Annotated in this window: 15 protein-coding genes; 8 read left to right on the forward strand and 7 right to left on the reverse strand. The window is 68.2% G+C overall.

Translation table 11 applies throughout. The annotated features are described in order from the left end of the window. Nucleotides 1–92: 92 nt before the first annotated feature. On the forward strand, nucleotides 93–3,077 hold the full coding sequence (locus AC1DGW_RS01410) for a TonB-dependent receptor domain-containing protein (protein ID WP_478018882.1): 2,985 nt from the start codon (nucleotides 93–95) through the stop codon (nucleotides 3,075–3,077). Nucleotides 3,078–3,177: 100 nt separating this feature from the next. Beyond that, entirely contained in the window at nucleotides 3,178–4,533 is a 1,356-nt protein-coding gene (locus tag AC1DGW_RS01415; RefSeq protein ID WP_478018884.1) for a Gfo/Idh/MocA family protein, read from the forward strand. A gap of 88 nt (nucleotides 4,534–4,621) precedes the next feature. Here the strand turns inward: AC1DGW_RS01415 and AC1DGW_RS01420 are convergent, their stop codons facing one another. Then, nucleotides 4,622–6,094 carry an MATE family efflux transporter gene (locus AC1DGW_RS01420; protein WP_478018886.1) on the reverse strand — a complete coding sequence of 491 codons (1,473 nt, stop codon included), beginning with the start codon at nucleotides 6,092–6,094 and terminating at the stop codon, nucleotides 4,622–4,624. Nucleotides 6,095–6,198: 104 nt separating this feature from the next. On the opposite strand from AC1DGW_RS01420, the gene AC1DGW_RS01425 reads away from it, so the two are divergent. Together AC1DGW_RS01425 and AC1DGW_RS01430 are read left to right on the forward strand one after the other, a co-directional pair. Beyond that, entirely contained in the window at nucleotides 6,199–6,459 is a 261-nt protein-coding gene (locus tag AC1DGW_RS01425) for a hypothetical protein (protein ID WP_478018887.1), read from the forward strand. Next, nucleotides 6,452–6,862 (forward strand): RNA-binding S4 domain-containing protein, encoded by a 411-nt coding sequence (locus tag AC1DGW_RS01430; protein WP_478018889.1) that lies wholly within the window; start codon nucleotides 6,452–6,454, stop codon nucleotides 6,860–6,862. The genes AC1DGW_RS01425 and AC1DGW_RS01430 overlap by 8 nt, the downstream gene beginning before the upstream one ends. A gap of 143 nt (nucleotides 6,863–7,005) precedes the next feature. Here the strand turns inward: AC1DGW_RS01430 and AC1DGW_RS01435 are convergent, their stop codons facing one another. The 3 genes from AC1DGW_RS01435 to AC1DGW_RS01445 form a co-directional block, all read right to left on the reverse strand. After that, on the reverse strand, nucleotides 7,006–7,611 hold the full coding sequence (locus AC1DGW_RS01435) for a DUF937 domain-containing protein (RefSeq protein WP_478019599.1): 606 nt from the start codon (nucleotides 7,609–7,611) through the stop codon (nucleotides 7,006–7,008). 115 nt (nucleotides 7,612–7,726) lie between these two features. Continuing rightward, nucleotides 7,727–9,370, reverse strand: a complete 1,644-nt coding sequence (locus tag AC1DGW_RS01440; protein ID WP_478018890.1) for a catalase — start codon at nucleotides 9,368–9,370, stop codon at nucleotides 7,727–7,729. Between the two features lie 139 nt (nucleotides 9,371–9,509). Next, complete coding sequence (locus tag AC1DGW_RS01445) at nucleotides 9,510–10,169, reverse strand: glutathione S-transferase family protein (RefSeq protein ID WP_478018892.1); 660 nt, start codon at nucleotides 10,167–10,169, stop codon at nucleotides 9,510–9,512. A gap of 163 nt (nucleotides 10,170–10,332) precedes the next feature. Between AC1DGW_RS01445 and AC1DGW_RS01450 the strand changes: the two genes are divergently transcribed. Both AC1DGW_RS01450 and AC1DGW_RS01455 read left to right on the forward strand, forming a co-directional pair. After that, a complete protein-coding gene (locus AC1DGW_RS01450) occupies nucleotides 10,333–11,031 on the forward strand; it encodes a helix-turn-helix transcriptional regulator (RefSeq protein ID WP_478018894.1) in 699 nt (232 codons plus the stop codon). 58 nt (nucleotides 11,032–11,089) lie between these two features. Further along, nucleotides 11,090–11,716: a glutathione S-transferase family protein gene (locus tag AC1DGW_RS01455; RefSeq protein WP_478018896.1), complete on the forward strand. Its 627-nt coding sequence runs from the start codon at nucleotides 11,090–11,092 to the stop codon at nucleotides 11,714–11,716. A gap of 777 nt (nucleotides 11,717–12,493) precedes the next feature. On the opposite strand, the gene mutS is transcribed toward AC1DGW_RS01455, so the two are convergent. The 3 genes from mutS to AC1DGW_RS01470 form a co-directional block, all read right to left on the reverse strand. Next, nucleotides 12,494–15,064 carry a DNA mismatch repair protein MutS gene (gene mutS / locus AC1DGW_RS01460; protein ID WP_478019601.1) on the reverse strand — a complete coding sequence of 857 codons (2,571 nt, stop codon included), beginning with the start codon at nucleotides 15,062–15,064 and terminating at the stop codon, nucleotides 12,494–12,496. Nucleotides 15,065–15,273: 209 nt separating this feature from the next. Continuing rightward, entirely contained in the window at nucleotides 15,274–16,200 is a 927-nt protein-coding gene (locus AC1DGW_RS01465; protein ID WP_478018897.1) for a Dyp-type peroxidase, read from the reverse strand. Nucleotides 16,201–16,266: 66 nt separating this feature from the next. Beyond that, nucleotides 16,267–17,385, reverse strand: coding sequence for a metallophosphoesterase (locus tag AC1DGW_RS01470; protein ID WP_478018898.1), 1,119 nt, complete (start codon nucleotides 17,383–17,385; stop codon nucleotides 16,267–16,269). Nucleotides 17,386–17,615: 230 nt separating this feature from the next. Here AC1DGW_RS01470 and AC1DGW_RS01475 point away from each other — a divergent pair, with 230 nt between their 5' ends. Next, nucleotides 17,616–18,704 carry a M28 family peptidase gene (locus AC1DGW_RS01475; RefSeq protein ID WP_478018900.1) on the forward strand — a complete coding sequence of 363 codons (1,089 nt, stop codon included), beginning with the start codon at nucleotides 17,616–17,618 and terminating at the stop codon, nucleotides 18,702–18,704. A gap of 23 nt (nucleotides 18,705–18,727) precedes the next feature. Then, entirely contained in the window at nucleotides 18,728–19,498 is a 771-nt protein-coding gene (locus tag AC1DGW_RS01480; protein ID WP_478018901.1) for a TlpA family protein disulfide reductase, read from the forward strand. The last annotated feature ends 2 nt before the right edge of the window (nucleotides 19,499–19,500 follow it).

The following is a 19,500-nucleotide window of genomic DNA, read 5'->3' on the forward strand; positions in this document are numbered from 1 at the left end:
TTCAATACGCCGACCACGGCCCCACGGCCGTGGAACGGGATCGCATTGCCCGCCATCCGTTGTTCCGTGCCTCATCGTCAGGAGAGAGTCCGATGTTGCAAGCCCGCCGCAATCCCAACCGCTGCCTGTTCACACCGCTGTCGCTGGCCGTTGCCAGCGCATTGATCGCCATCGCCGCGCCTGCCCTCGCGCAGGACGCCGGCAAGGACAAAGACAAGGACAAGACCACCGAGCTGGCCCGCGTCGAGGTCACCGGTTCCAACATCCGCCGCACCGACGTGGAGACGGCCTCGCCGGTGCAGGTCATCAGCAAGCAGGACATCCAGAACATGGGCGCCCGCACCCTGCTGCAGGTGCTGGACAACCTGCCGGCCGCGCGTCCGGCGCAGGTGGATTCCAAATCGCTGTTCACCGGCTCCGATGGCGCCTCGCAGGCCAACCTGCGCGGCCTCGGCCCGCAGGGCACGCTGGTACTGCTCAACGGCCGCCGCCTGTCGTACTACGGCGCGCCGTCGGGCTTCCAGACCCAGTTCGTCAACATCGACGCGATTCCCGCCGCCGCCATCGAGCGCATGGAGGTGCTGACCGATGGCGCCTCGGCCGTGTACGGCACCGACGCGGTGGCCGGCGTCATCAACGTCATCACCAAGAGCAACTACCAGGGGCTGGAAGTCAGCGGCACCTGGGACACCGCGCCGCGCTTCGATTCCTTCGGCGAGAAGCAGGCCAGCATCACCGGCGGCTTCGGCGACCTGTCCACCGACCGCTACAACGTCTACGCCAGCGTCAACCTGTACGAGCGCAACGGCATCCCCGACAGCGAGTGGTACGACAAGAACCCGGCGCAGTTCTACGTCAACAATCCGGACTACATCAAGAACCTGCGCCTGGACACCGGCAGCGCGCCGGGCGTGTTCAACCCGGGCTACTACTACGCCATCGACCCGGTGACCAAGGCGCGCGTGGACGAGGCCGCGCCGGGCTGCCAGAACGTACTGCAGGTGGCCACCGGTACCCGCTGCATCTGGCAGACGTGGATGAACCGGCAGATCAACGGCGGAGCCGATTCCAGGCGCGTGACCGCCTACGTCAACGGCCATTTCCAGGTGAACGACGCCACCGAGGCGTTCGCCGAGGTGACCTATACCGACATCGACCTGCGCGCCAACGGCGGCACCCCGCGCGCCTACGGCACCACCACCGGCAACCCGCAGAGCTGGTTCTCGCGCAATACCGGCAACACCGTCAACCAGTTCCTGACCCCGTGGCTCGGTCCGAACAACGAGTACAACCACGCCAGCCCCGAGATGAAGGCGCTGATGGGCGGCGTGGTCGGCCTGAGCTACCTGCTGCAGGACGTGGGCGGCAACCACTTCGGCCAGCGCAACACCGACAGGAGCTATCGCGCGTTGGCTGGCCTGCGCGGCAGCCTAGGCGACAGCGACTGGAGCTGGGAAACCGCCTTCGCCACCGCCGGCGCCCACTCGGTCACCTACCAGACCACCAACGTCAACCTGAAGGGCTTCGAGAAGGCTTTCGGCCCGTACACCATCGATCCGGGCACCGGCCGGGTGATCATCTCCGACCACCCGGCGTACAAGTTCGGCGAGCTCAGTGAAGCCAACGCCGCGCTGATCCGCGAGGCGTTCCCGACCTTCGACATCCAGTCGTGGACGCGCCTGCACACCCTGGACGGCAAGGTCGAAGGCCCGCTGTTCAAGCTGCCGGCCGGTGAGGTGCGTGCCGCGTTCGGCTTCAACGCCACCCGCGAGACCTTCTATACGCCGGGCAACCAGGACGCCGCCGACGGCCTGATCACCCAGCAGGGCGGCTCCTGGTTCGACGGCAAGCGCAATACCTACGCGCTGTTCTCCGAAGCCGTGGCCCCGCTCACCGACAAGCTGGAACTGGACGCCGCGCTGCGCCTGGACAAGTACCCGGACTTCAGCGCCAACCTCGCGCCGAAGGTCGGCCTGAAGTACCAGGCGCTGCCGCAGCTGCTGCTGCGCGGCACCTATTCGGAAGGCTTCCGTGCGCCGAGCCTGGCCGAGTCGGGCACCGGCGGCGTGTACGCGCAGATCGGCGGCTACCGCGACGAAACCCGCTGCGCCGAGACCAACGCGATCGCCGGCCTGCTGCGTCAGTCCAGCCGTACGGTCGACAAGGACCTGGGCAACAGCCTGTGGAACAGCGACTGCAGTCGCAACGTGGCGCGCATGACCCAGCCCAACCCGGACCTGAAGCCGGAGAAGGCCAAGATCGCGACGCTGGGCTTCGTGCTCGAGCCGACCGACTGGCTGTCGGTGTCGGCCGACTACTGGTTCGTGTACCGCCGCAACGAGATCGTCGCGCCGGACTACAGCAAACCGGAAGAGATCAGCGCGATGACGCGTTTCCCGATCACCGAGACCGACCTGGCCAACCTGGCCGCGCTGGCCCGCATGTGCGCCGACCCGGCCAGCGGCGTGGCCTGCCCGTCCACCCTGCCGGGCTACAGCACCGGCAACGTGGCCAGCGTCATCGGCCAGTACAAGAACCGCGGCCGCACCCTGGTCGACGGCCTGGACGTGGACGCGCGCGGCCGCTTCGACCTGGGCGAATGGGGCCGCCTGAACATCGGCGTGGCCGCGACCATCGCCAACCGCAACATGTACAACTCCGACGACGCCGACGGCTGGTACTACGGCAATGTGGTCGGCTACTACGACAACCCGCGCCTGCGCGCCACGTTCAACACCAACTGGACCTACGGCAACTGGGACACCGGCTTCTACATCAACTATGTCGGCGGCACCAAGTGGGCGTACGACCGCGTCGATGGCGAGGACAACAATGCCGAAACCTGCACCGGCAGCTATGTCGATGCCTCGCCCAGCCAGTGCGAGGGCGCGCCCTCGTGGTGGACGGCCAACCTGAGCGTGAACTGGCGGCCGATCGAGAAGCTGAGCGTGGGCGTGACGGTGAAGAACCTGTTCAACCGCCTGCCGTTCTACGACCCGAACGACTGGATGAATTTCCCCGGCTACACCAACAACTTCGGCCGCATCTACAGCGTGACGGCCACCTACAAGTTCTGAGGATGCCCGGCCATTGCGCACTCCCCTTCATGCATGGCATGAAGGGGAGAAGGGCGCCGTGCAGGCCGTCACCGTCGTGATCGAGTAAAGAGGACATGCAATGAAACGTAGGGAATTCATCCTGGCCGGCGCCGCCCTCGCAGCGACCAGCCTGCTGCCGGAAACGCCGGCCTGGGCACGCGCCCGCAAGGTGCGGCTGGGCGTGATCGGCACCGGCCTGCGTGGCCAGGTGCACCTGGGCGAACTGCTGCGCCGCGACGACGTGGAAGTGGCGGCGTTGTGCGACATCGAGCCGATCATGCTCGCCCACGCGATGGAGCAGGTGGCAAAGGCCGGCAAGCCGGCGCCGAAGACCTACGGCGGCGATGGCGACGTGAACGCCTGGAAGCGCATGCTCGAGCAGCGCGGGCTCGACGCCGTGATCATCGCCACGCCATGGGAATGGCATGCGCCGATGGCGATCGCGGCCATGCAGGCCAAGGTCGCGGTCGGCTGCGAAGTGGTGGCCGGCATCACCCTGCAGGACCACTGGGACGTGCTCAATGCCCAGCTGCAGAGCGGCACGCCGTACATGCTGCTGGAGAACGTGTGCTACCGCCGCGACGTGATGGCGGCGCTGCAGATGGTGCGCGAAGGCCTGTTCGGCGAACTGGTGCACCTGCAGGGCGGTTACCAGCACGACCTGCGCGGGGTGAAGTTCAACGATGGCAATCCCGAGCATCCCTACGGCAGCGGCGTCGAGTTCGGGCCCAAGGGCTGGTCCGAAGCGCGCTGGCGCACCGAGCATTCGATCCGGCGCAATGGCGAGCTGTACCCCAGCCACGGCATCGGCCCGTGCGCGATGTATACCGGCATCAACCGCGGCAACCGTTTCACCCGCATCAATGCGTTCGCGACCAAAGCGCGCGGCCTGCACGAATACACCGTGGCCAAGAGCGGCGGCACCACGCACCCCAGCACCAAGGTGCAGTTCAAGCTCGGCGACGTCGTCACCACCACGCTGGCCTGCGAGAACGGCGAGACCATCCTGCTGCAGCACGATACCTCGCTGCCGCGCCCGTACTCGCTGGGCTTCCGCGTGCAGGGCACCAAGGGCCTGTGGATGGACGTGAACCACGGCATCCACATTGAAGGCCGCAGCCCGCCGCACCAATGGGAGGACTTCAAGGTCTACCAGGACCAGTACGAACACCCGCTGTGGAAGCAGCACGCCGCCTCCGCCGCCGGCGCCGGCCACGGCGGCATGGACTGGTTCGTGATCCATGCCTTCGTCGAGGCGCTGAAGGCCAATGCGCCGATGCCGATCGACATCTTCGATGCGATCACCTGGAGCGCGATCACGCCGCTGTCCGAGCAGTCCATCGCCAACGGTTTCCAGACCCTGGACTTCCCGGATTTCACCGGCGGCCTGTGGCAGCAGCGCAAGCCGATCTTCGCGTTCGACGGCAGCTATTGAGCCTGTAGGAGCGCACATCTGTGCGCGATGAGGCTCTACCGGGAAAGCCCCATCGCGCACTGAAGTGCGCTCCTACGGTGCATCGGCATCAGGAAGTGCCGGTCTCGGCATCCGCATCGGCCACCGGCGAAGGCGGGCAGGCCGGCACTTCCGCCGGCGTCGCCAGTTCCTCCGCATGCGATGGAGCGGCCATCATCTTCGCCTTGCGCCAGCCGCCCCAGCGGTAATAGGCCAGCGACAGCAGCATCGACACCAGCGAACTGACCGGGAAACTCCACCAGATCGCGTCGGCGCCCCAGTAGGGCTGCAGCAGTTCGGCGAAGGGCACGCGCACGCCCCACAGCGAGGCGGCAAGGATCAGCAGCGGCGCGATCACCGCGCCGGTGGAGCGCACCACGCCGGAGATCACGAAGCTCACGCCGAAGAACAGGAACGACCACACCGCGATGTGGTTCAGGTGCCGCGCCACCGCCAGCGCCTGGCTGCCGTCGGGCAGGAACAGCGCCAGCGAGTACCGGTCCAGCAGGATCAGCGGCAGGATCAGCACGCCGGTGAGCAGGAAGTTGAACAGCACGCCCTTGCGCGCGGTGCCGCGCACCCGGTCCCAGCGGCGCGCGCCCACGTTCTGCGCGGCCATCGACGAACACGCCGCGCCGATCGCCATCGCCGGCATCTGCACGTAGGTCCATAACTGCAGCGAGGCGCCATAGGCCGCGGCAGTATCGGTGCCGTAGTCGTTGACCATGGTCATCAGCATGATCATCGACAGCGAGATCAGCACCATCTGCAGGCCCATCGGCACGCCCTTGACCACCAGCGCCCGGAGGATGGCCAGGTCGATGCGGAACAGCGCCATGTCCCTGCGGCCCAGCCACAGCACGTGGCCGCGGTGGCGCATGTAGGCCAGCAGGCCGAGCAGGGACAGCGACTGCGCCAGCAGCGTGGCCCAGGCCGCGCCGGCGATGCCCAGCTGCGGGAACGGGCCGATGCCGAAGATCAGCAGCGGGTTGAGCACGATGTCCAGCGCCACCGACACCAGCAGGAAGCGGAACGGCGTGCGCGAATCGCCGGCGCCGCGCAGCGCCGCGCTGAGGAAGGCGAAGGCGTACAGCGTCGGCGTGGCCAGGAAGATGATGCGCAGGTAGGCCTCGGCCAGCGGCAGCGAGACGGCCGGCGTGCCCATCGCCGCCAACAGCGGATGCGCCATGAACCAGCCGGCGATGGCGATCAGCACCGAGATGCCGACGAAGAAGGTGGCGCTGGTGCCCATCACCCGTCGCGCCTGGGCCACGTCGCGCGCGCCCATCGCCTGGCCGATCAGGATGGTGGCGGCCATGCCGATGCCGAACACCGAACCGATCAGGAAGAACATGATGTTGTTGGCGTTGGCCGTGGCGGTCAGCGCTGCTTCGCCGAGGAACTTGCCGACCCAGATCGCGTTGACCGAGCCGTTCAGCGACTGCGCGATGTTGCCGGCCAGGATGGGCAGGGCGAACAACAGCAGGTTGCGCCCGATCGGGCCTTCGGTCAGCGAGCGGGCAGGGTGGGCGGTGGCGGTCATGGGGGCAGGTCGGCGGCTGAATGCGGACACTAGCATCGCCGGTGTGACGATGCCTGCCGGTGTCGTTACGATGGTGCCTGCAGGTATCCAGCGGAGGAACGGGAATGCTGAAACAGCTGTGTGGCGCGATGGCGGTGCTGGCCTTGTCGGCCTGCGCCAACTCCGAGCGGTTGATGGACGCCAGCGTGCGCCCGTCCGACCACGCCGACTGCCTGGTCGGCAACGAGCGTGCCGGTGCGCAGGACAAGAACGCCATGCCTTCGATGCGCAGCCGGCGCTGCAATCCCGACGACAGCCTGAACTGGACCGTCGGCCAGTCGCGCAAGGATGCGATGGAAGTGGATTTCAAGAAAAAGCATGACTGAAACGGAAAATGCGTCGGCCGCCGCCGTCCGCCTCGACGTCTGGCTGTGGGCGGCGCGCTTCTTCAAGACCCGCAGCCTGGCCAGGCACGCGGTGGAGACCGGCAAGGTCGAGGTCGGCGGGCAGCGCCCGAAATCCTCGCGTGCGGTCCGCATCGGCGATGCGCTGCGCGTGCAGCGCGGCGAGGAGATGTTCGAGATCGACGTGCGCGGGTTGAGCGACACGCGCGGACCGGCGCCGGTGGCGCTGGCCCTGTACGAGGAAAGCGAAGCTTCGCGCAAGGCGCGCGAGGAACAGCGCCTGCAGCGCGCCGCCGCCCGCGACGGCTATCTTCCGCCGGAGCACAAGCCGGACAAGCGTGCGCGCCGGTTGATCCGCGCGCTGGGCGACATCGACGCGCTGTAGGAGCGCAGTTGCAGGAGCGCACTTCAGTGCGCGATGGGGCTTTATCGGTAGAGCCTATCGCGCACTGAAGTGCGCTCCTGCAACGCATGCCGCCAACAAAAACGCCACCTCATGGTGGCGTTTCGTCATGCGGGCGCAGCGGCTCAGCGCTTGCCGCTGCCGAGCAGGCCGCTGCCGAGCTTGATCAGGTCGGACACGCCGAACTGGCCGTCGCCGTCCTGGTCGAGCAGGCTGCCGAGCAGGCCGCCACCGACACCGCCCTGCTGCACCACGCGCTGCTTTTCCTGGCCGAGCATCTGGCTCAGGCCGCCGGCATCAGACTGGCCTCCGCTGGTCATGCGCTGGGCCAGGTAGGCCATCACGATCGGGGCGAGAATTTTCATCAACTGCCCGGCGCGGTCGCTGCTCAGGCCGGTGGCCTGCGCCAGGCCGGCTTCGGCACGGCCCTGGCTGCCGCCGAAAATGTGGCCGAGGATGCCGGCGCCGTCGGCGGCCGGGCTGTTGCCGCCGCCCAGTACCGAACCGAGCACGCTGCCGATGTCCAGGCCGCTGTGGTTGTTCTGCAGGGCGCCGAGCAGGGCTTCGGCGCCCTGCGGTTTGGCGGCGTTGTTGCCCAGCGCGCCCATCAGCAGCGGCAGCGCGGCGCCGATGGCGCCCGAGGCCTGTTGGCTGTCGAGGCCGAGCTGCTGGGAGACCTGCTGCAGTGGTGCGCCCTGCAACTGGGAAAGGAGATCGTCGGTGAGGCTCATCGGGGCGGGGTCCTTGCGGTGGGTGAACACGGGCATGGTAGCGCCGTGGGGAGCTGCAATGAGCGTGTCGGCAGGGAATGCGGCGAGGCGGCGCTACCGCCCCACCGCATCCGCGTCAGAGCACGATGTCCTCGGCGCCCGGCGTGGCCTTGGGGAACTCCGCTTCCGGCTGCGCCGGCGCGAACGGGTTGGCCGGCGGCATCGCGGCGAGCTTCTTCAACGCCGCCGCCACGCCGGCGCCGTAGGCCGGGTCGGCCTTGCTGCAGTTGTCCACGTGGCGCTGCTTGATGAAGTCCGGCGCATCACCCATTGCCCGCGCGGTGTTGTCGAACAGGCGCTGCTTCTGCGCGTCGTCGAAGCTGCGGAACAGCGCGCCGGGCTGGCTGAAGTAGTCGTTGTCGTCCTCGCGGAAATTCCAGAAGTCGGCATCGCCGCGGATTTTCAGCGCCGGCTCGCGGTACTGCGGCTGCTCCTGCCACTGGCCGTAGCTGTTCGGTTCGTAGTGCGGCAGGCCGCCGTAGTTGCCGTCCACGCGCATGGCGCCGTCGCGGTGGTTGCTGTGCACCGGGCAACGCGCCGCGTTCACCGGGATCTGGTGGTGGTTGACGCCAAGGCGGTAGCGCTGCGCGTCGGAATAGGCGAACAGCCGTGCCTGCAGCATCTTGTCCGGCGACGGGCCGATGCCCGGCACCAGGTTGCTCGGTGCGAACGCCGACTGCTCCACGTCCTGGTACCAGTTGTCCGGATTGCGGTTGAGTTCGAACTCGCCCACCTCGATCAGCGGGTAGTCGCTCTTCGGCCACACCTTGGTCAGGTCGAACGGGTGGAAGCGGTAAGTCTCCGCATCCAGCTCCGGCATGATCTGCACGAACAGCTTCCACTTCGGGAAGTCGCCCTTGTCGATGGCGGCGAACAGATCGCGGCCATGGCTCTCGCGGTCCTTGCCGACCAGCACTTCGGACTGCGCGTCGGTCAGTGCCTCGATGCCCTGCTGGCTGTGGAAGTGGAATTTCACCCAGAAGCGCTCGCCGCCATCGTTGGTGAAGCTGTAGGTGTGCGAACCGAAACCATGCATGTGGCGATACGTGCGCGGGATGCCGCGGTCGCTCATCACCACGGTCACCTGCATCAGCGCTTCCGGCAGCAGGGTCCAGAAATCCCAGTTGTTGCGCGCGCTGCGCAGGTTGGTGTGCGGGTCGCGCTTGACCGCCTTGTTGAGGTCGCCGAACTTGCGCGGGTCGCGCAGGAAGAACACCGGCGTGTTGTTGCCGACCAGGTCCCAGTTGCCTTCCTCGGTATAGAACTTCAGCGCGAAACCACGGATGTCGCGCTCGGCGTCGGCCGCGCCGCGCTCGCCGGCCACGGTGGTGAAGCGGGCGAACATCTCGGTCTTCTTGCCGATCCCGGAGAAGATCTTCGCGCGGGTATAGCGGCTGATGTCATGGGTGACGGTGAAGGTGCCGAACGCGCCCGAACCCTTGGCATGCATGCGCCGCTCGGGAATGACTTCGCGGTTGAAGTTGGCCAGTTTTTCCAGCAGCCACACGTCTTCCATCAGCAGCGGGCCGCGTGGGCCGGCGGTCCTGCTGTTCTGGTTGTCCACCACCGGCGCGCCGAAGGCGGTGGTCATCGGCGTGGTCGGCGCGTCGCCGTGCTTCTGCGCGGGCGTGGTGCTGGTATCGCGCTGCGACTGCGCGGCCTGCGCCGGCGTGGGCGCGGCATGGTACGGGCAGGTGGGTTTGCTGTCGTTGCTGCTCATGGCGGGCTCCTGGCTGGCGTGGGTGAATATCGTGCAACGACGATAGCTACGGGTTGGTGAAATGGAAAATCGAACGATCCGCTCGAAGTCATAGGGTTTGCCTATGGCGTGATGGACAGGTCGTGCCCGGTGCCGGTCTTCAATCGCGGTCGGGTGCGCCCAGCGGGAACAAGGGCCGGTATTGCCGGGCTTCCTCGACGGCGCGCGCGAACGAGGCGCGGGCGAGCAGGCGCGCGCGGTAGTCCCGCAGCACGGGGTAGTTCCCGGCGATGCGGTGCGTCCAGTCCGCATAGAACAGCGACGGTGCGGCGGCACAGTCGGCCAGGGTGAAGGCATCGCCGGTTGCCCATTGCCTGCCGGCCAGTTGCGTCTCGAGCCAGCCGTAGGCCAGTTCCAGCCGTTCCACCGCGCTCGCCAGGGCCTCGCCGGCCTTGCCGTCGTCGCCGCTCAGCGCGCCGCCGACCGCGTGCTGCACCGGGCTCATCACATGCAGGTCGAAGAAGCGGTCGAGGAAACGCACGTCCAGCGCGGCGGCCGGATCGGCCGGCAACAGACGTACCGGCCCGGCATGTCTCTGCTGCAGGTATTCGATGATGATGCTGGTTTCCGCCACGCTGCGCCCCTCGTCCACCAGCAGCGGGAACTTGCGCAGCGGCCAGCGCTGCAGCCATTCGGCCGCGTTCTGCGGCGTGTCCGGGCCGAGCATGCGGAACTGGAACGGTGTGGCGTTCTCGTACAGCGCGATGAGCACCTTCTGCGTGTACGACGAGAACGGGTGGCCATAGAGCAGCAGTGACATGGGAGTCCTCCGGTGCGGGTGCCGAGGATGGCAATGTGTTGCGAATGCCGGCCCGGCGCAAGGGGAGCGGCCGGCAGGCCGCGCCGATGTCCGTGCCGATGTCCGTGGGCGCGCGCATCTGCCAGACTCCGCACGGCCCATCGACCCGCCCCGGACGCCCCGCATGACCGAACGCGCCACCCGCCTGCTGCATCTGCTGGACGAACTGCGACGGCGGCGCACGCCGGTGCGCGGCGCGCAGTTGGCCGAGCGGCTGGGGGTGAGCCTGCGTACGCTGTACCGCGACATCGACGCGCTGCGCGGGCAGGGCGCGGACATCGTCGGCGACCCGGGCATCGGCTACCAGCTGCGCGGCGGCTTCCTGCTGCCGCCGATGATGTTCTCGGCCGAGGAACTGGAAGCCGTCGTGCTCGGCGTGCGCTGGGTGGCCTCGCATGCGGACCCGGACCTGGCCGTCGCCGCCGGCGCCGCGCTGGACCGGGTGACCGGTGTGCTGCCCGAAGACCTGCGCCTGCAGGTGGAGACCAGCGGACTGTATGCGCCGCAATGGCGTCCCACCGAACCGGAGCCGTGGCTGCCGGCGCTGCGCCGCGCGATCCGCGCCGGCAACCGGGTGCGTATTCATTACCGCGACGCCGAAGGGCGCGCCAGCGAACGGATGATCTGGCCGTTCGCGATGGCTTTCCTGGCCGAGGTCCGGCTGCTGGCGGCCTGGTGCGAGATGCGCGGCGATTTCCGCCATTTTCGCGCCGATCGGGTGGTGGACCTGGATGACACCGGCCTGCGCTATCCCGAGCAGCGCCACCATCTGCTCAAGCGCTGGGGCGAACAGCGACGGCAGCGCGCGAGCGTCGACTGCTGACAGCGGCTGTCAGCAGCCCCCGCGCACACTGCAGGCTCCTTCCAACGCAGGACCTGCCATGACCGCCACGCTGACCTTCTACACCCATCCGTTCTCCCGCGGCCGCGTCGCGCGCTGGATGCTGGAAGAAACCGGCCTGCCGTACGAGGAGGTGATCCTCGACTACGGCACCACGATGAAGGCGCCGGAGTACCTGGCGATCAACCCGATGGGCAAGGTGCCGGCGCTGCGCCAAGGCGATGGCGTGGTGACCGAGAATGCGGCCATCTGCCTGCATCTGGCCGAGCTGGTACCGGAGAAGCAACTGCTGCCGCCGCCCGGCTCGCCCGAGCGCGGCGCCTGCTACCGCTGGATGCTGTTCGCCGCCGGTCCGCTGGAGTCCTTCATCACCGCGCGCCGGAATGGCGCACTGGCGCCGTCGGTGGAAGCGGGCTACGGCAACGAGGCCGACCTGATGCGCACGCTGGAAGGCGCGCTGGCGGGCAGGAAGCATCTGGTGGGCGACAGGTTCACCGTCGCCGATCTGTACATGGCCGCGCTGCTTGGTTACTACATGCGCATCGGCGAGCTGGCGCCGACGCCGGTGTTCGAGGCCTATGCGGCAACGCATCTGCAGCGGCCGGCGGCGCTGCGTGCCAATGCGCACGACGATGCGCTGGTGGCGGCGCGGGCGGAGAGTGCCTGAGAGCAGCACGCTGCCCGCCGTTGCCGTTGCCGTTGCCGTTGCCGTTGCCGTTGCCGTTGCCGTTGCGGTGCTTGTGCAGTTGCTTCTGGCTTTTGATCTCCCCGGCCGTAGAGCGAGCCGAGCACCGCAGCGTGACGAGGGGCGAAGAGGCGCACGTGTCTGAGCGAAGCGAGTTGTGCGCCGTCCCCTCGGCACGCGAGGAGCACAGGGGACCGGCGGGCGTAGCCCGACGGATCGCGGCCCAGCCCGTGTTGACCAGCCATTCGGCTGTTGAAAAAGCTCTTCTTTGCTCGCGCAAAGAAACGTGGCCCAAAGAGGCGCTTTTTCAACAGCCGAATGGCTGGTCAAGGTGGCTCGCGCCCCGAAGGGGAGCGAAAGATCTTGATCCTGCTTCAGCTGTAGTTTGGGCTTTGGCTTTGTTCTGGAAAGAAGCAACCGCCAAAGCTGAAGCTTGAAAGCAGAGCTTTCACTCCTGCTGCGCAGGAGCGAGTTACTTCTCTTTGCTCGTGCAAAGAGAAGTAACCAAGAGAAACACGCCCCTGCCTACGCGCCCTCCGTGCTACGCACTCCGGGTCCACTCCGCCGGCGGGATTTTTCTACGCGACATCCCTGTCGCGTAGAAAAACGACGCACATCCATGTGCGTCGCCCTTCGGGTTATTCCCGCCGGCTCCGTCGCTGCGGAAGGGGACCCGGAAGTCAAAAGCCAAAGGGCAACAGCAGAATCACGAGCAACTGCAACTGCAACTGCAGGGGCGTGCAGCCAGTAGGCCTGCGCTCACAGCAACGACTTCATCCGATACAACGCTTCCAGCGCCTGCTTCGGCGTCAGCTCATCCGGATCGATTGCCTGCAACGCATCCAGCGCCGCCGAAGACACCGGCGCGAACAGACCGAACTGCTGCGGTGCGTCCAGCGCCTGTGGCGCCATCTGCGCCGCGTGGGTCTCGCCGCCGCGCTGCTCCAGCTCGGCCAGCCGCCGTCGTGCCTGTGCCACGGTGGCGCGCGGCAGACCGGCCAGGGCCGCCACCTGCAGGCCGAAGCTGCGGTTGGCCGGGCCGTCCTTGACCGCGTGCATGAACACCAGCGTTTCGCCCCCGCTTTTATCGTGATGTTCCACCGCGTCCAGGTGCACGTTGGCGATGCCGCTGGGGCCGCCTTCGTGGGTTTCGTCGGCCAGCGCGGTCAGTTCGAAGTAGTGCGTGGCGAACAGGGTGTAGCAGCGGTTGGCGTGGGCGAGGTGGCGCGCGACCGCGTCGGCCAGGGCCAGGCCGTCGTAGGTGGAAGTGCCGCGGCCGATCTCGTCCATCAGCACCAGCGAGTGCGCGGTGGCGTGGTGCAGGATGTAGCTGGTCTCGGCCATTTCGACCATGAAGGTCGACTGGCCCTTGGCCAGGTCGTCGCCGGCGCCGATGCGGGTCAGGATGCGGTCGATCGGGCCGATCATCGCGCGGCTGGCCGGCACGAAGCTGCCGATGTGGGCCAGCAGCACGATCAGCGCGTTCTGCCGCATGTAGGTCGATTTACCGCCCATGTTCGGGCCGGTGATGACCAGCATGCGCCGCTGCGGGTGCAGGTCCAGGTCGTTGGGTTCGAACGGCGCCTCGCGCACCGCTTCCACCACCGGATGGCGGCCACGCTCTATGCGCAGGCAGGGTTCTTCCTGAAGCTCGGGCTGGGACCAGTCCAGCGCCTGCGCGCGTTCGGCGAAGCAGGCCAGCACGTCCAGTTCGCTCAGCGCGGCGGCGCAGCGCTTGAGCGGTTCCAGGTGCTGGCCGATGGTGTCGAGCAGGCCTTCGTACAGCAGTTTCTCGCGCGACAGCGAGCGCTCGCGCGCGGACAGCACCTTGTCCTCGAAATTCTTGAGTTCCTCGGTGATGTAGCGTTCGGCGTTGGTCAGGGTCTGGCGGCGGGTGTAGTGCACCGGCGCCTTGTCGGCCTGGCCCTTGCTGATCTCGATGTAGTAACCATGCACGCGGTTGTAGCCGACCTTCAGGGTCGGGATGCCGCTGCTCTCGCGTTCGCGCACCTCCAGATCGACCAGGAACTGGTCGGCGTGGGTGGACAGGCGGCGCAGTTCGTCCAGTTCGGCATCGAAGCCTTCGGCGATCACGCCGCCATCGGACAGCTTGAGCGGCGGCTGCTCGGCGATGGCGCCGGCCAGCAGGTGCGCGCTTTCATCGTGCGAACCCAGTTCGGCGCGCAGCTGCTGCAGGCGCGGCGAATCCAGCGTTTCCAGCTGTGCGGCGATGGCCGGCAGCATGCCCAGGCCGTCGCGCAGGGTGGAGAAGTCGCGCGGACGCGCCGAGCGCAGCGCCATGCGGGTGAGGATGCGCTCGATGTCGCCGAGCGCGCGGAAGGATTCGCGCAGGTCGGCATCGGTGCCGCGGTCGATCAGCGTCGCTACCGCGTGGTGGCGCTGCTGCAGTACCTCGTGCAGCCGCAGCGGGCGGTGCAGCCAGCGCCGCAGCAGGCGCCCGCCCATCGGCGTGACCGTGCTGTCGAGCACGCCCAGCAGGGTGTTGCGGGTGTCGCCGTCCACGCGCGTGTCCAGCTCCAGGTGGCGGCGGGTGGCGGCGTTCATCGCGATCGCCTCGCCGGCGTTCTCCATCGCGATCGCGGTCAGGTGCGGCAGGCGCTGCTTCTGGGTTTCCTCGACATAGCCGAGCAGGGCACCGGCGGCGGCGGTGGCGCGCGGCTTGTCGTCGATGCCGAAGCCGGAAAGGTCGTGCAGCTTGAAGAAGGCCAGCAGCTGGCGGCGGCCACTGTCGGCATCGAACAGCCACGGCGCGCGGCGGCGTACGCCGCTGCGCTGGCGCAGGAAGTCCGGCCAGTTCTCCTCGTCCGGGACCAGCAGCTCGGCCGGTTCCAGCCGTGCCAGTTCGGCTTCAAGGGCGTCGTCGGTTTCGACCTCGTTGACCAGGAAGCGGCCGCCGGCCAGGTCGGCCCAGGCCAGGCCGTAACCCTGCTTGCTGCGCGAGAGCGCCATCAGCAGGGTGTCGCGGCGCTCGTCCAGCAGCGCTTCGTCGGTGACGGTGCCCGGGGTGACGATACGCACCACCTTGCGTTCGACCAGGCCCTTGGCCAGTGCCGGATCACCGATCTGTTCGCAGATGGCGACCGATTCGCCCAGCGCCACCAGCCGCGCCAGGTAGCCCTCGTAGGCGTGCACCGGCACGCCGGCCATCGGGATCGGCGCGCCGCCGGAGCTGCCGCGCTGGGTCAGGGTGATATCGAGCAGGCGCGCGGCCTTGCGCGCGTCGTCGTAGAACAGCTCGTAGAAATCGCCCATGCGGAAGAACAGCAGCAGGTCCGGATGGTCGGACTTGGCCGCGAAGTACTGCTTCATCAGCGGGGTGTGTTCGACCGCGCCGTTGTCCTGGCGGCCCTTCTTGGTGGGTTCGGCGTGTTGCAAGTGCTTGGCTTCCGGCGGATGGCCCGTGCCACCGGCCGGTGAGGGCGACGGCACGGGCGTGGGGCATGGATGACCCATGATACGGGGCAGGGCCGCCGGCGACGAACCGGGCCGCCGCACGCGGTGTCCCCGTGGGCGCGGCCTTACTCCGCGGCGTCTTCGAGGAAGCCGGCCGGAGGCGCGAAGAACAGGTTGCCGCTGACGGCGCGGCTGAAATCCAGCAGGCGGTCGTGGTTGCCCGGCGGGTTGCCGATGAACATGTTGCGCAGCATCTTCTCGATGCGCGTCGGCGTGCAGGCATAGCCGATGAAGAAGGTGCCGTATTCGCCCCTGGCGGCGTCGCCGAAGGACATGTTGCTGCGCAGGATCTTCAGTTCCCTGCCGTCCTCGACGATGTTGGTCAGCGCGTTGTGCGCGTAGCTGGGCTTGGCGTCGTCGTCCAGCTCGATGTTGTCCAGCTTGCCGCGGCCGATGATGCGCTCCTGCTCGGCCACGGGCACCGCGTTCCAGCCCTGCAGGTCGTGCAGGTACTTCTGGGTGATGACGTAGCTGCCGCCGGCGAAGCCGGGGTCTTCGGCGCCGACGAGGGCGGCTTCGCGGGCTTCGTCATCGGCCGGGTTCTCGGTGCCATCGACGAAGCCGATCAGGTCGCGGCTGTCGAAATAGCCGAAGCCGCTCACCTGGTCGGCGCCGGCCACGGCATCGCCCAGTCGCGTCATCAGCTGCGTGGCCAGTTCGAAGCACAGGTCCATGCGCTCGGCGCGGATATGGAACAGCAGATCGCCGGGTGTGGCGACGGCATGATGCTTGCCGGTGATTTCGATGAACGGGTGCAGTTCCTTCGGGCGCGGCGCGCCGTACAGGCGGTCCCATGCTGCCGAGCCGACGCCCACCACGCAGCACAGCCTGCCGTCGAGCACGCGCGAGCCGATCGAGCGCACCAGCGTGGCGACGTCGCCGCACACCGCGCGGCCGCATGCGCTGGCCTGCGCATCGGGCTTGAGGGTGACGACGAGGAAAATGGCCGCGCGGGTGAGGCCGGCGGTGACGGGCTGGGCGTTGGTGGTCATGCGGGAACCTGGAGGCTGACGGGCGCGGACGCGGTGGCCCGCGTGGGCCATGGGGATTCTAGCGGGTCAGTCGTCCGCTTCCATCGTGCCCTCGGCCAGCGGCACCCGCGTGCCATCGAGCAGGCCGCGGCTGAGCCGGCCGTCCTCGATGAACAGCAGTTCGCCGTTCTCGCCCTTCTTGATGCTGCTGTCGATGGCGATGATGCGCCCGCCATGGAAGCTGCTCACGTGCGGCATCGAGGTATGGCCGACGACGATGCGCTTCAGGCCCAGGCGGTCGAGCACGTCCTGCACGCCGGCGGTATCCAGGCGGCCGTCGAAATAGCCGCGGTACCAGATCGGGCTGGTCTTGCCGTCGTATAGCGGCGCGGTGGCCGGATCGGCCTTGACCTCGGCCTTGGGCCGGCCCAGCGAGGCCTGGTAGGCGGCATTGGTGGCGGCCGGGTCCAGCACCAGCGGCAGGGCTTCGGGCGAAATGCCGCCATGCAGGAACAGGGTGTCGCCGATGCGCAGCAGTACCGGGCGGGTGCGCAGCCACTGCCCGATCACCGAATCGGCGCCGTACAGCTGCGGGTAGCTGCGTCCGAGCAGCCGCGCGCTGCGCAGGTACTTGGGATTGACGTAGCGCAGGTCGTCGTACAGCACCATGGTCTCGTGGTTGCCGAGCACGAAATGCATCGCGCCGCCGGCCGCGGCCGCCTGCTGCTGCAGGCCGTACAGCAGCCAGAATGCCTCGGTGACCTGTGGGCCGCGGTCGAACACGTCGCCGGCGATCACCAGGGTGTCGCGGCCCAGTGCCCAGTTGTCCTCGCCATCGATGACGCCATTGGCGCGCAGCAGCTTCACCAGCAGGCCGTACTGGCCGTGGATGTCGGACACGGCGACGATGCGCGATGCCTGCGGCAGCATCGCGGTGGCTACCGGCGCCGGCAATGCGGCCGCTACCGGATGCGGATAGCCGCAGCGCGCCGGCACCGTGGCCTGTGCGGCGTCCCAGACCTGTTCCTGTACGGCGTCGTTGCAGATCCAACGGGCGCGCAGGTGGCCGTCCTCGCGGAACACGTAGGGGCCGTCGGCATCGACGTGCCCGGCCGGCGCCGGCGGCTCGGCGGCGAACGCGGGCGAGGTGACCAGCAGCGCGAGCGGCAGCAGGAATGCGCGGCGGAGACGATGGGGAAGCGGCATCGGGCTTTCCTCGGTCAGCGGAAGACCCGCACGATGCTATGCCGCCGGGCTGTTGCGGGGCATGTGTCATCGGTCCTGCGTGGAAAGGAGCGGATGGGCAGACCCTGACCCGTCGTCGCCTGCGCCAAGGACACGTTGCCCTGGGCATGTGGGGAGCCTGGCTTCCGGCACTGATTTCCAGGGCGGGCAGGCACTAGACTCCATGTTGATTTCCTCAACGAGAACAGTCCATGCCGGTCTCCCGGATCCTGCGCACCGCCTTCGTGGCAACCCTGTTCGTGACTGCTGGCGCACAGGCCGGCGAGCCGCGCCTGCCGCCAGGGCAGGCGCAACTGCTCGCCAGCATTTCCGCCGACGCCATGCGCGGGCACCTCTCCTTCCTCGCGTCGGACGCGCTGGAGGGCCGCGGCACGCCATCGCGCGGGCTGGACATCGCCGCCGAGTACATCGCCTCGCAGTTCCGCGCTGCGGGGCTGGAGCCGCTGGGCGACGACGGCTACTTCCAGACCGCGGACTGGCGGGAAATCGCGCCCGAGCGCGAACGTGCCAAATTCGCCGATGCGCCGGCACCGCTGCCGGTGCGCAACGTGGTGGGACTGCTGCGCGGCTCCGATCCCGTGTTGAGCAAAACCTACGTGATGGTGACGGCGCATTACGACCACGTGGGCATCCGCGAGGGCAAGGGCGACGACACGATCTACAACGGCGCCAATGACGACGGCAGCGGCACGGTCTCGGTGATCGAACTGGCCCGCGCGTTCGCGGCGCAGAAGCCGCGCCCGAAGCGCAGCATCGTGTTCATGACGGTGTTCGGCGAGGAACATGGGCTGGTGGGCTCGCGCTACTACGGCGCGCATCCGCTGGTGCCGGTGGCCGACACCGTGGCCAACATCAACCTCGAGCAGATCGGCCGCACCGACGACAGCGAGGGGCCGCAGGTGCTGGCCGCCGCGGTCACCGGCGCCGACTATTCCGACGTGGGCGCAATCCTGCGCAAAGCCGGCGAACTGACCGGCACGCGCATCACCCGGCATCCGGTGAACAGCGACCGCTATTTCGGCGCCAGCGACAACCAGGCGCTGGCCGATCTCGGCGTGCCTGCGCACACGGTCAGCGTCGCCTACGCCTTCCCCGATTACCACGGCCCCGCCGATACCTGGGACAAGATCGACTACGCCAACATGGCCGCGATCGATCGCACCGTGGCATTGGCGCTCCTGACGATCGCCAACGACCCGCAGGCGCCGCGCTGGAATGCCGACAATCCGAAGGCTGCCAAGTACGTGGAAGCAGCGCGGGCGCTGCACGCCGGGAAGTGATCAGCGCCGGCCCGTTTCCGCTGATGGCCGTGCTGGGCCTCATCGCGGCCTTCATCGCCTGGGTGTTCGCGCGTGGGCTGGCGGTGGCGGCCGATGGCGCGCGCGGCCGCGCCGGCGCGGTGGTGGTCGATGCCTTCCTGCTCGGCGTCCTTGGCGCGCGCGTGGCGCATGTGCTGCGGCACGCCACGGACTATCTGCCCGATCCGCTGTCGATCATCCGCCTGGGCGATGGTGGTTATTCGGCATGGGCCGGCATCGCCGCGGCATCGGCGTACGCGCTGTGGCGGACCCGGCGCCACGTGCCGCGCAAGCCGGTGCTGCTGGGGCTGGCGGCGGGCGCAGCGTTCTGGTTGGTCGGCGGCGTGACGCTGTTCGCCGTGCAGCGCTCGACCATCGCACTGCCCGATATCGTGCTCGCCGACGTGCAGGGAACCGAGGTGGCCTTGTCCGCGTATGCGGGCAAGCCGCTGGTGGTGAACCTGTGGGCGAGCTGGTGCGGCCCGTGCCGACGCGAGATGCCGACGCTGGCGCGGGCGCAGGCGGAGCATCCAGGCATCGGTTTCGTGTTCGCCAACCAGGGCGAGGACGCTGCCGAGGTCGCCGCCTATCTGCATACCGAAGCGCTGGCGCCGGGGAACGTTCTGCTGGATCCGGAGTCGGAGTTGATGCGCCTGACCGGTGCGCGCGCGCTGCCGACCACGCTGTTCTTCGGTGCCGACGGCCGCCTGCGCGGCGCGCACATGGGCGAACTGTCGCGGGCGACGTTGGAAGCACGCCTGCGCGAACTGCAATGACG

Source organism: Stenotrophomonas sp. 05N423, assembly GCF_056397145.1.

Excerpts from the sequence above, each read along its gene's own strand:
- AC1DGW_RS01425 (WP_478018887.1), top strand. The coding sequence starts at position 6,199 with ATGCTGAAACAGCTGTGTGGCGCGATGGCGGTGCTGGCCTTGTCGGCC.
- AC1DGW_RS01440 (WP_478018890.1), bottom strand. The coding sequence starts at position 9,370 with ATGAGCAGCAACGACAGCAAACCCACCTGCCCGTACCATGCCGCGCCC.
- AC1DGW_RS01480 (WP_478018901.1), top strand. The coding sequence starts at position 18,728 with ATGGCCGTGCTGGGCCTCATCGCGGCCTTCATCGCCTGGGTGTTCGCG.
- AC1DGW_RS01435 (WP_478019599.1), bottom strand. The coding sequence starts at position 7,611 with ATGAGCCTCACCGACGATCTCCTTTCCCAGTTGCAGGGCGCACCACTG.
- AC1DGW_RS01415 (WP_478018884.1), top strand. The coding sequence starts at position 3,178 with ATGAAACGTAGGGAATTCATCCTGGCCGGCGCCGCCCTCGCAGCGACC.
- AC1DGW_RS01420 (WP_478018886.1), bottom strand. The coding sequence starts at position 6,094 with ATGACCGCCACCGCCCACCCTGCCCGCTCGCTGACCGAAGGCCCGATC.
- AC1DGW_RS01475 (WP_478018900.1), top strand. The coding sequence starts at position 17,616 with ATGCCGGTCTCCCGGATCCTGCGCACCGCCTTCGTGGCAACCCTGTTC.
- AC1DGW_RS01430 (WP_478018889.1), top strand. The coding sequence starts at position 6,452 with ATGACTGAAACGGAAAATGCGTCGGCCGCCGCCGTCCGCCTCGACGTC.
- AC1DGW_RS01470 (WP_478018898.1), bottom strand. The coding sequence starts at position 17,385 with ATGCCGCTTCCCCATCGTCTCCGCCGCGCATTCCTGCTGCCGCTCGCG.
- AC1DGW_RS01465 (WP_478018897.1), bottom strand. The coding sequence starts at position 16,200 with ATGACCACCAACGCCCAGCCCGTCACCGCCGGCCTCACCCGCGCGGCC.
- AC1DGW_RS01455 (WP_478018896.1), top strand. The coding sequence starts at position 11,090 with ATGACCGCCACGCTGACCTTCTACACCCATCCGTTCTCCCGCGGCCGC.
- AC1DGW_RS01410 (WP_478018882.1), top strand. The coding sequence starts at position 93 with ATGTTGCAAGCCCGCCGCAATCCCAACCGCTGCCTGTTCACACCGCTG.
- AC1DGW_RS01445 (WP_478018892.1), bottom strand. The coding sequence starts at position 10,169 with ATGTCACTGCTGCTCTATGGCCACCCGTTCTCGTCGTACACGCAGAAG.
- mutS (WP_478019601.1), bottom strand. The coding sequence starts at position 15,064 with ATGAAGCAGTACTTCGCGGCCAAGTCCGACCATCCGGACCTGCTGCTG.
- AC1DGW_RS01450 (WP_478018894.1), top strand. The coding sequence starts at position 10,333 with ATGACCGAACGCGCCACCCGCCTGCTGCATCTGCTGGACGAACTGCGA.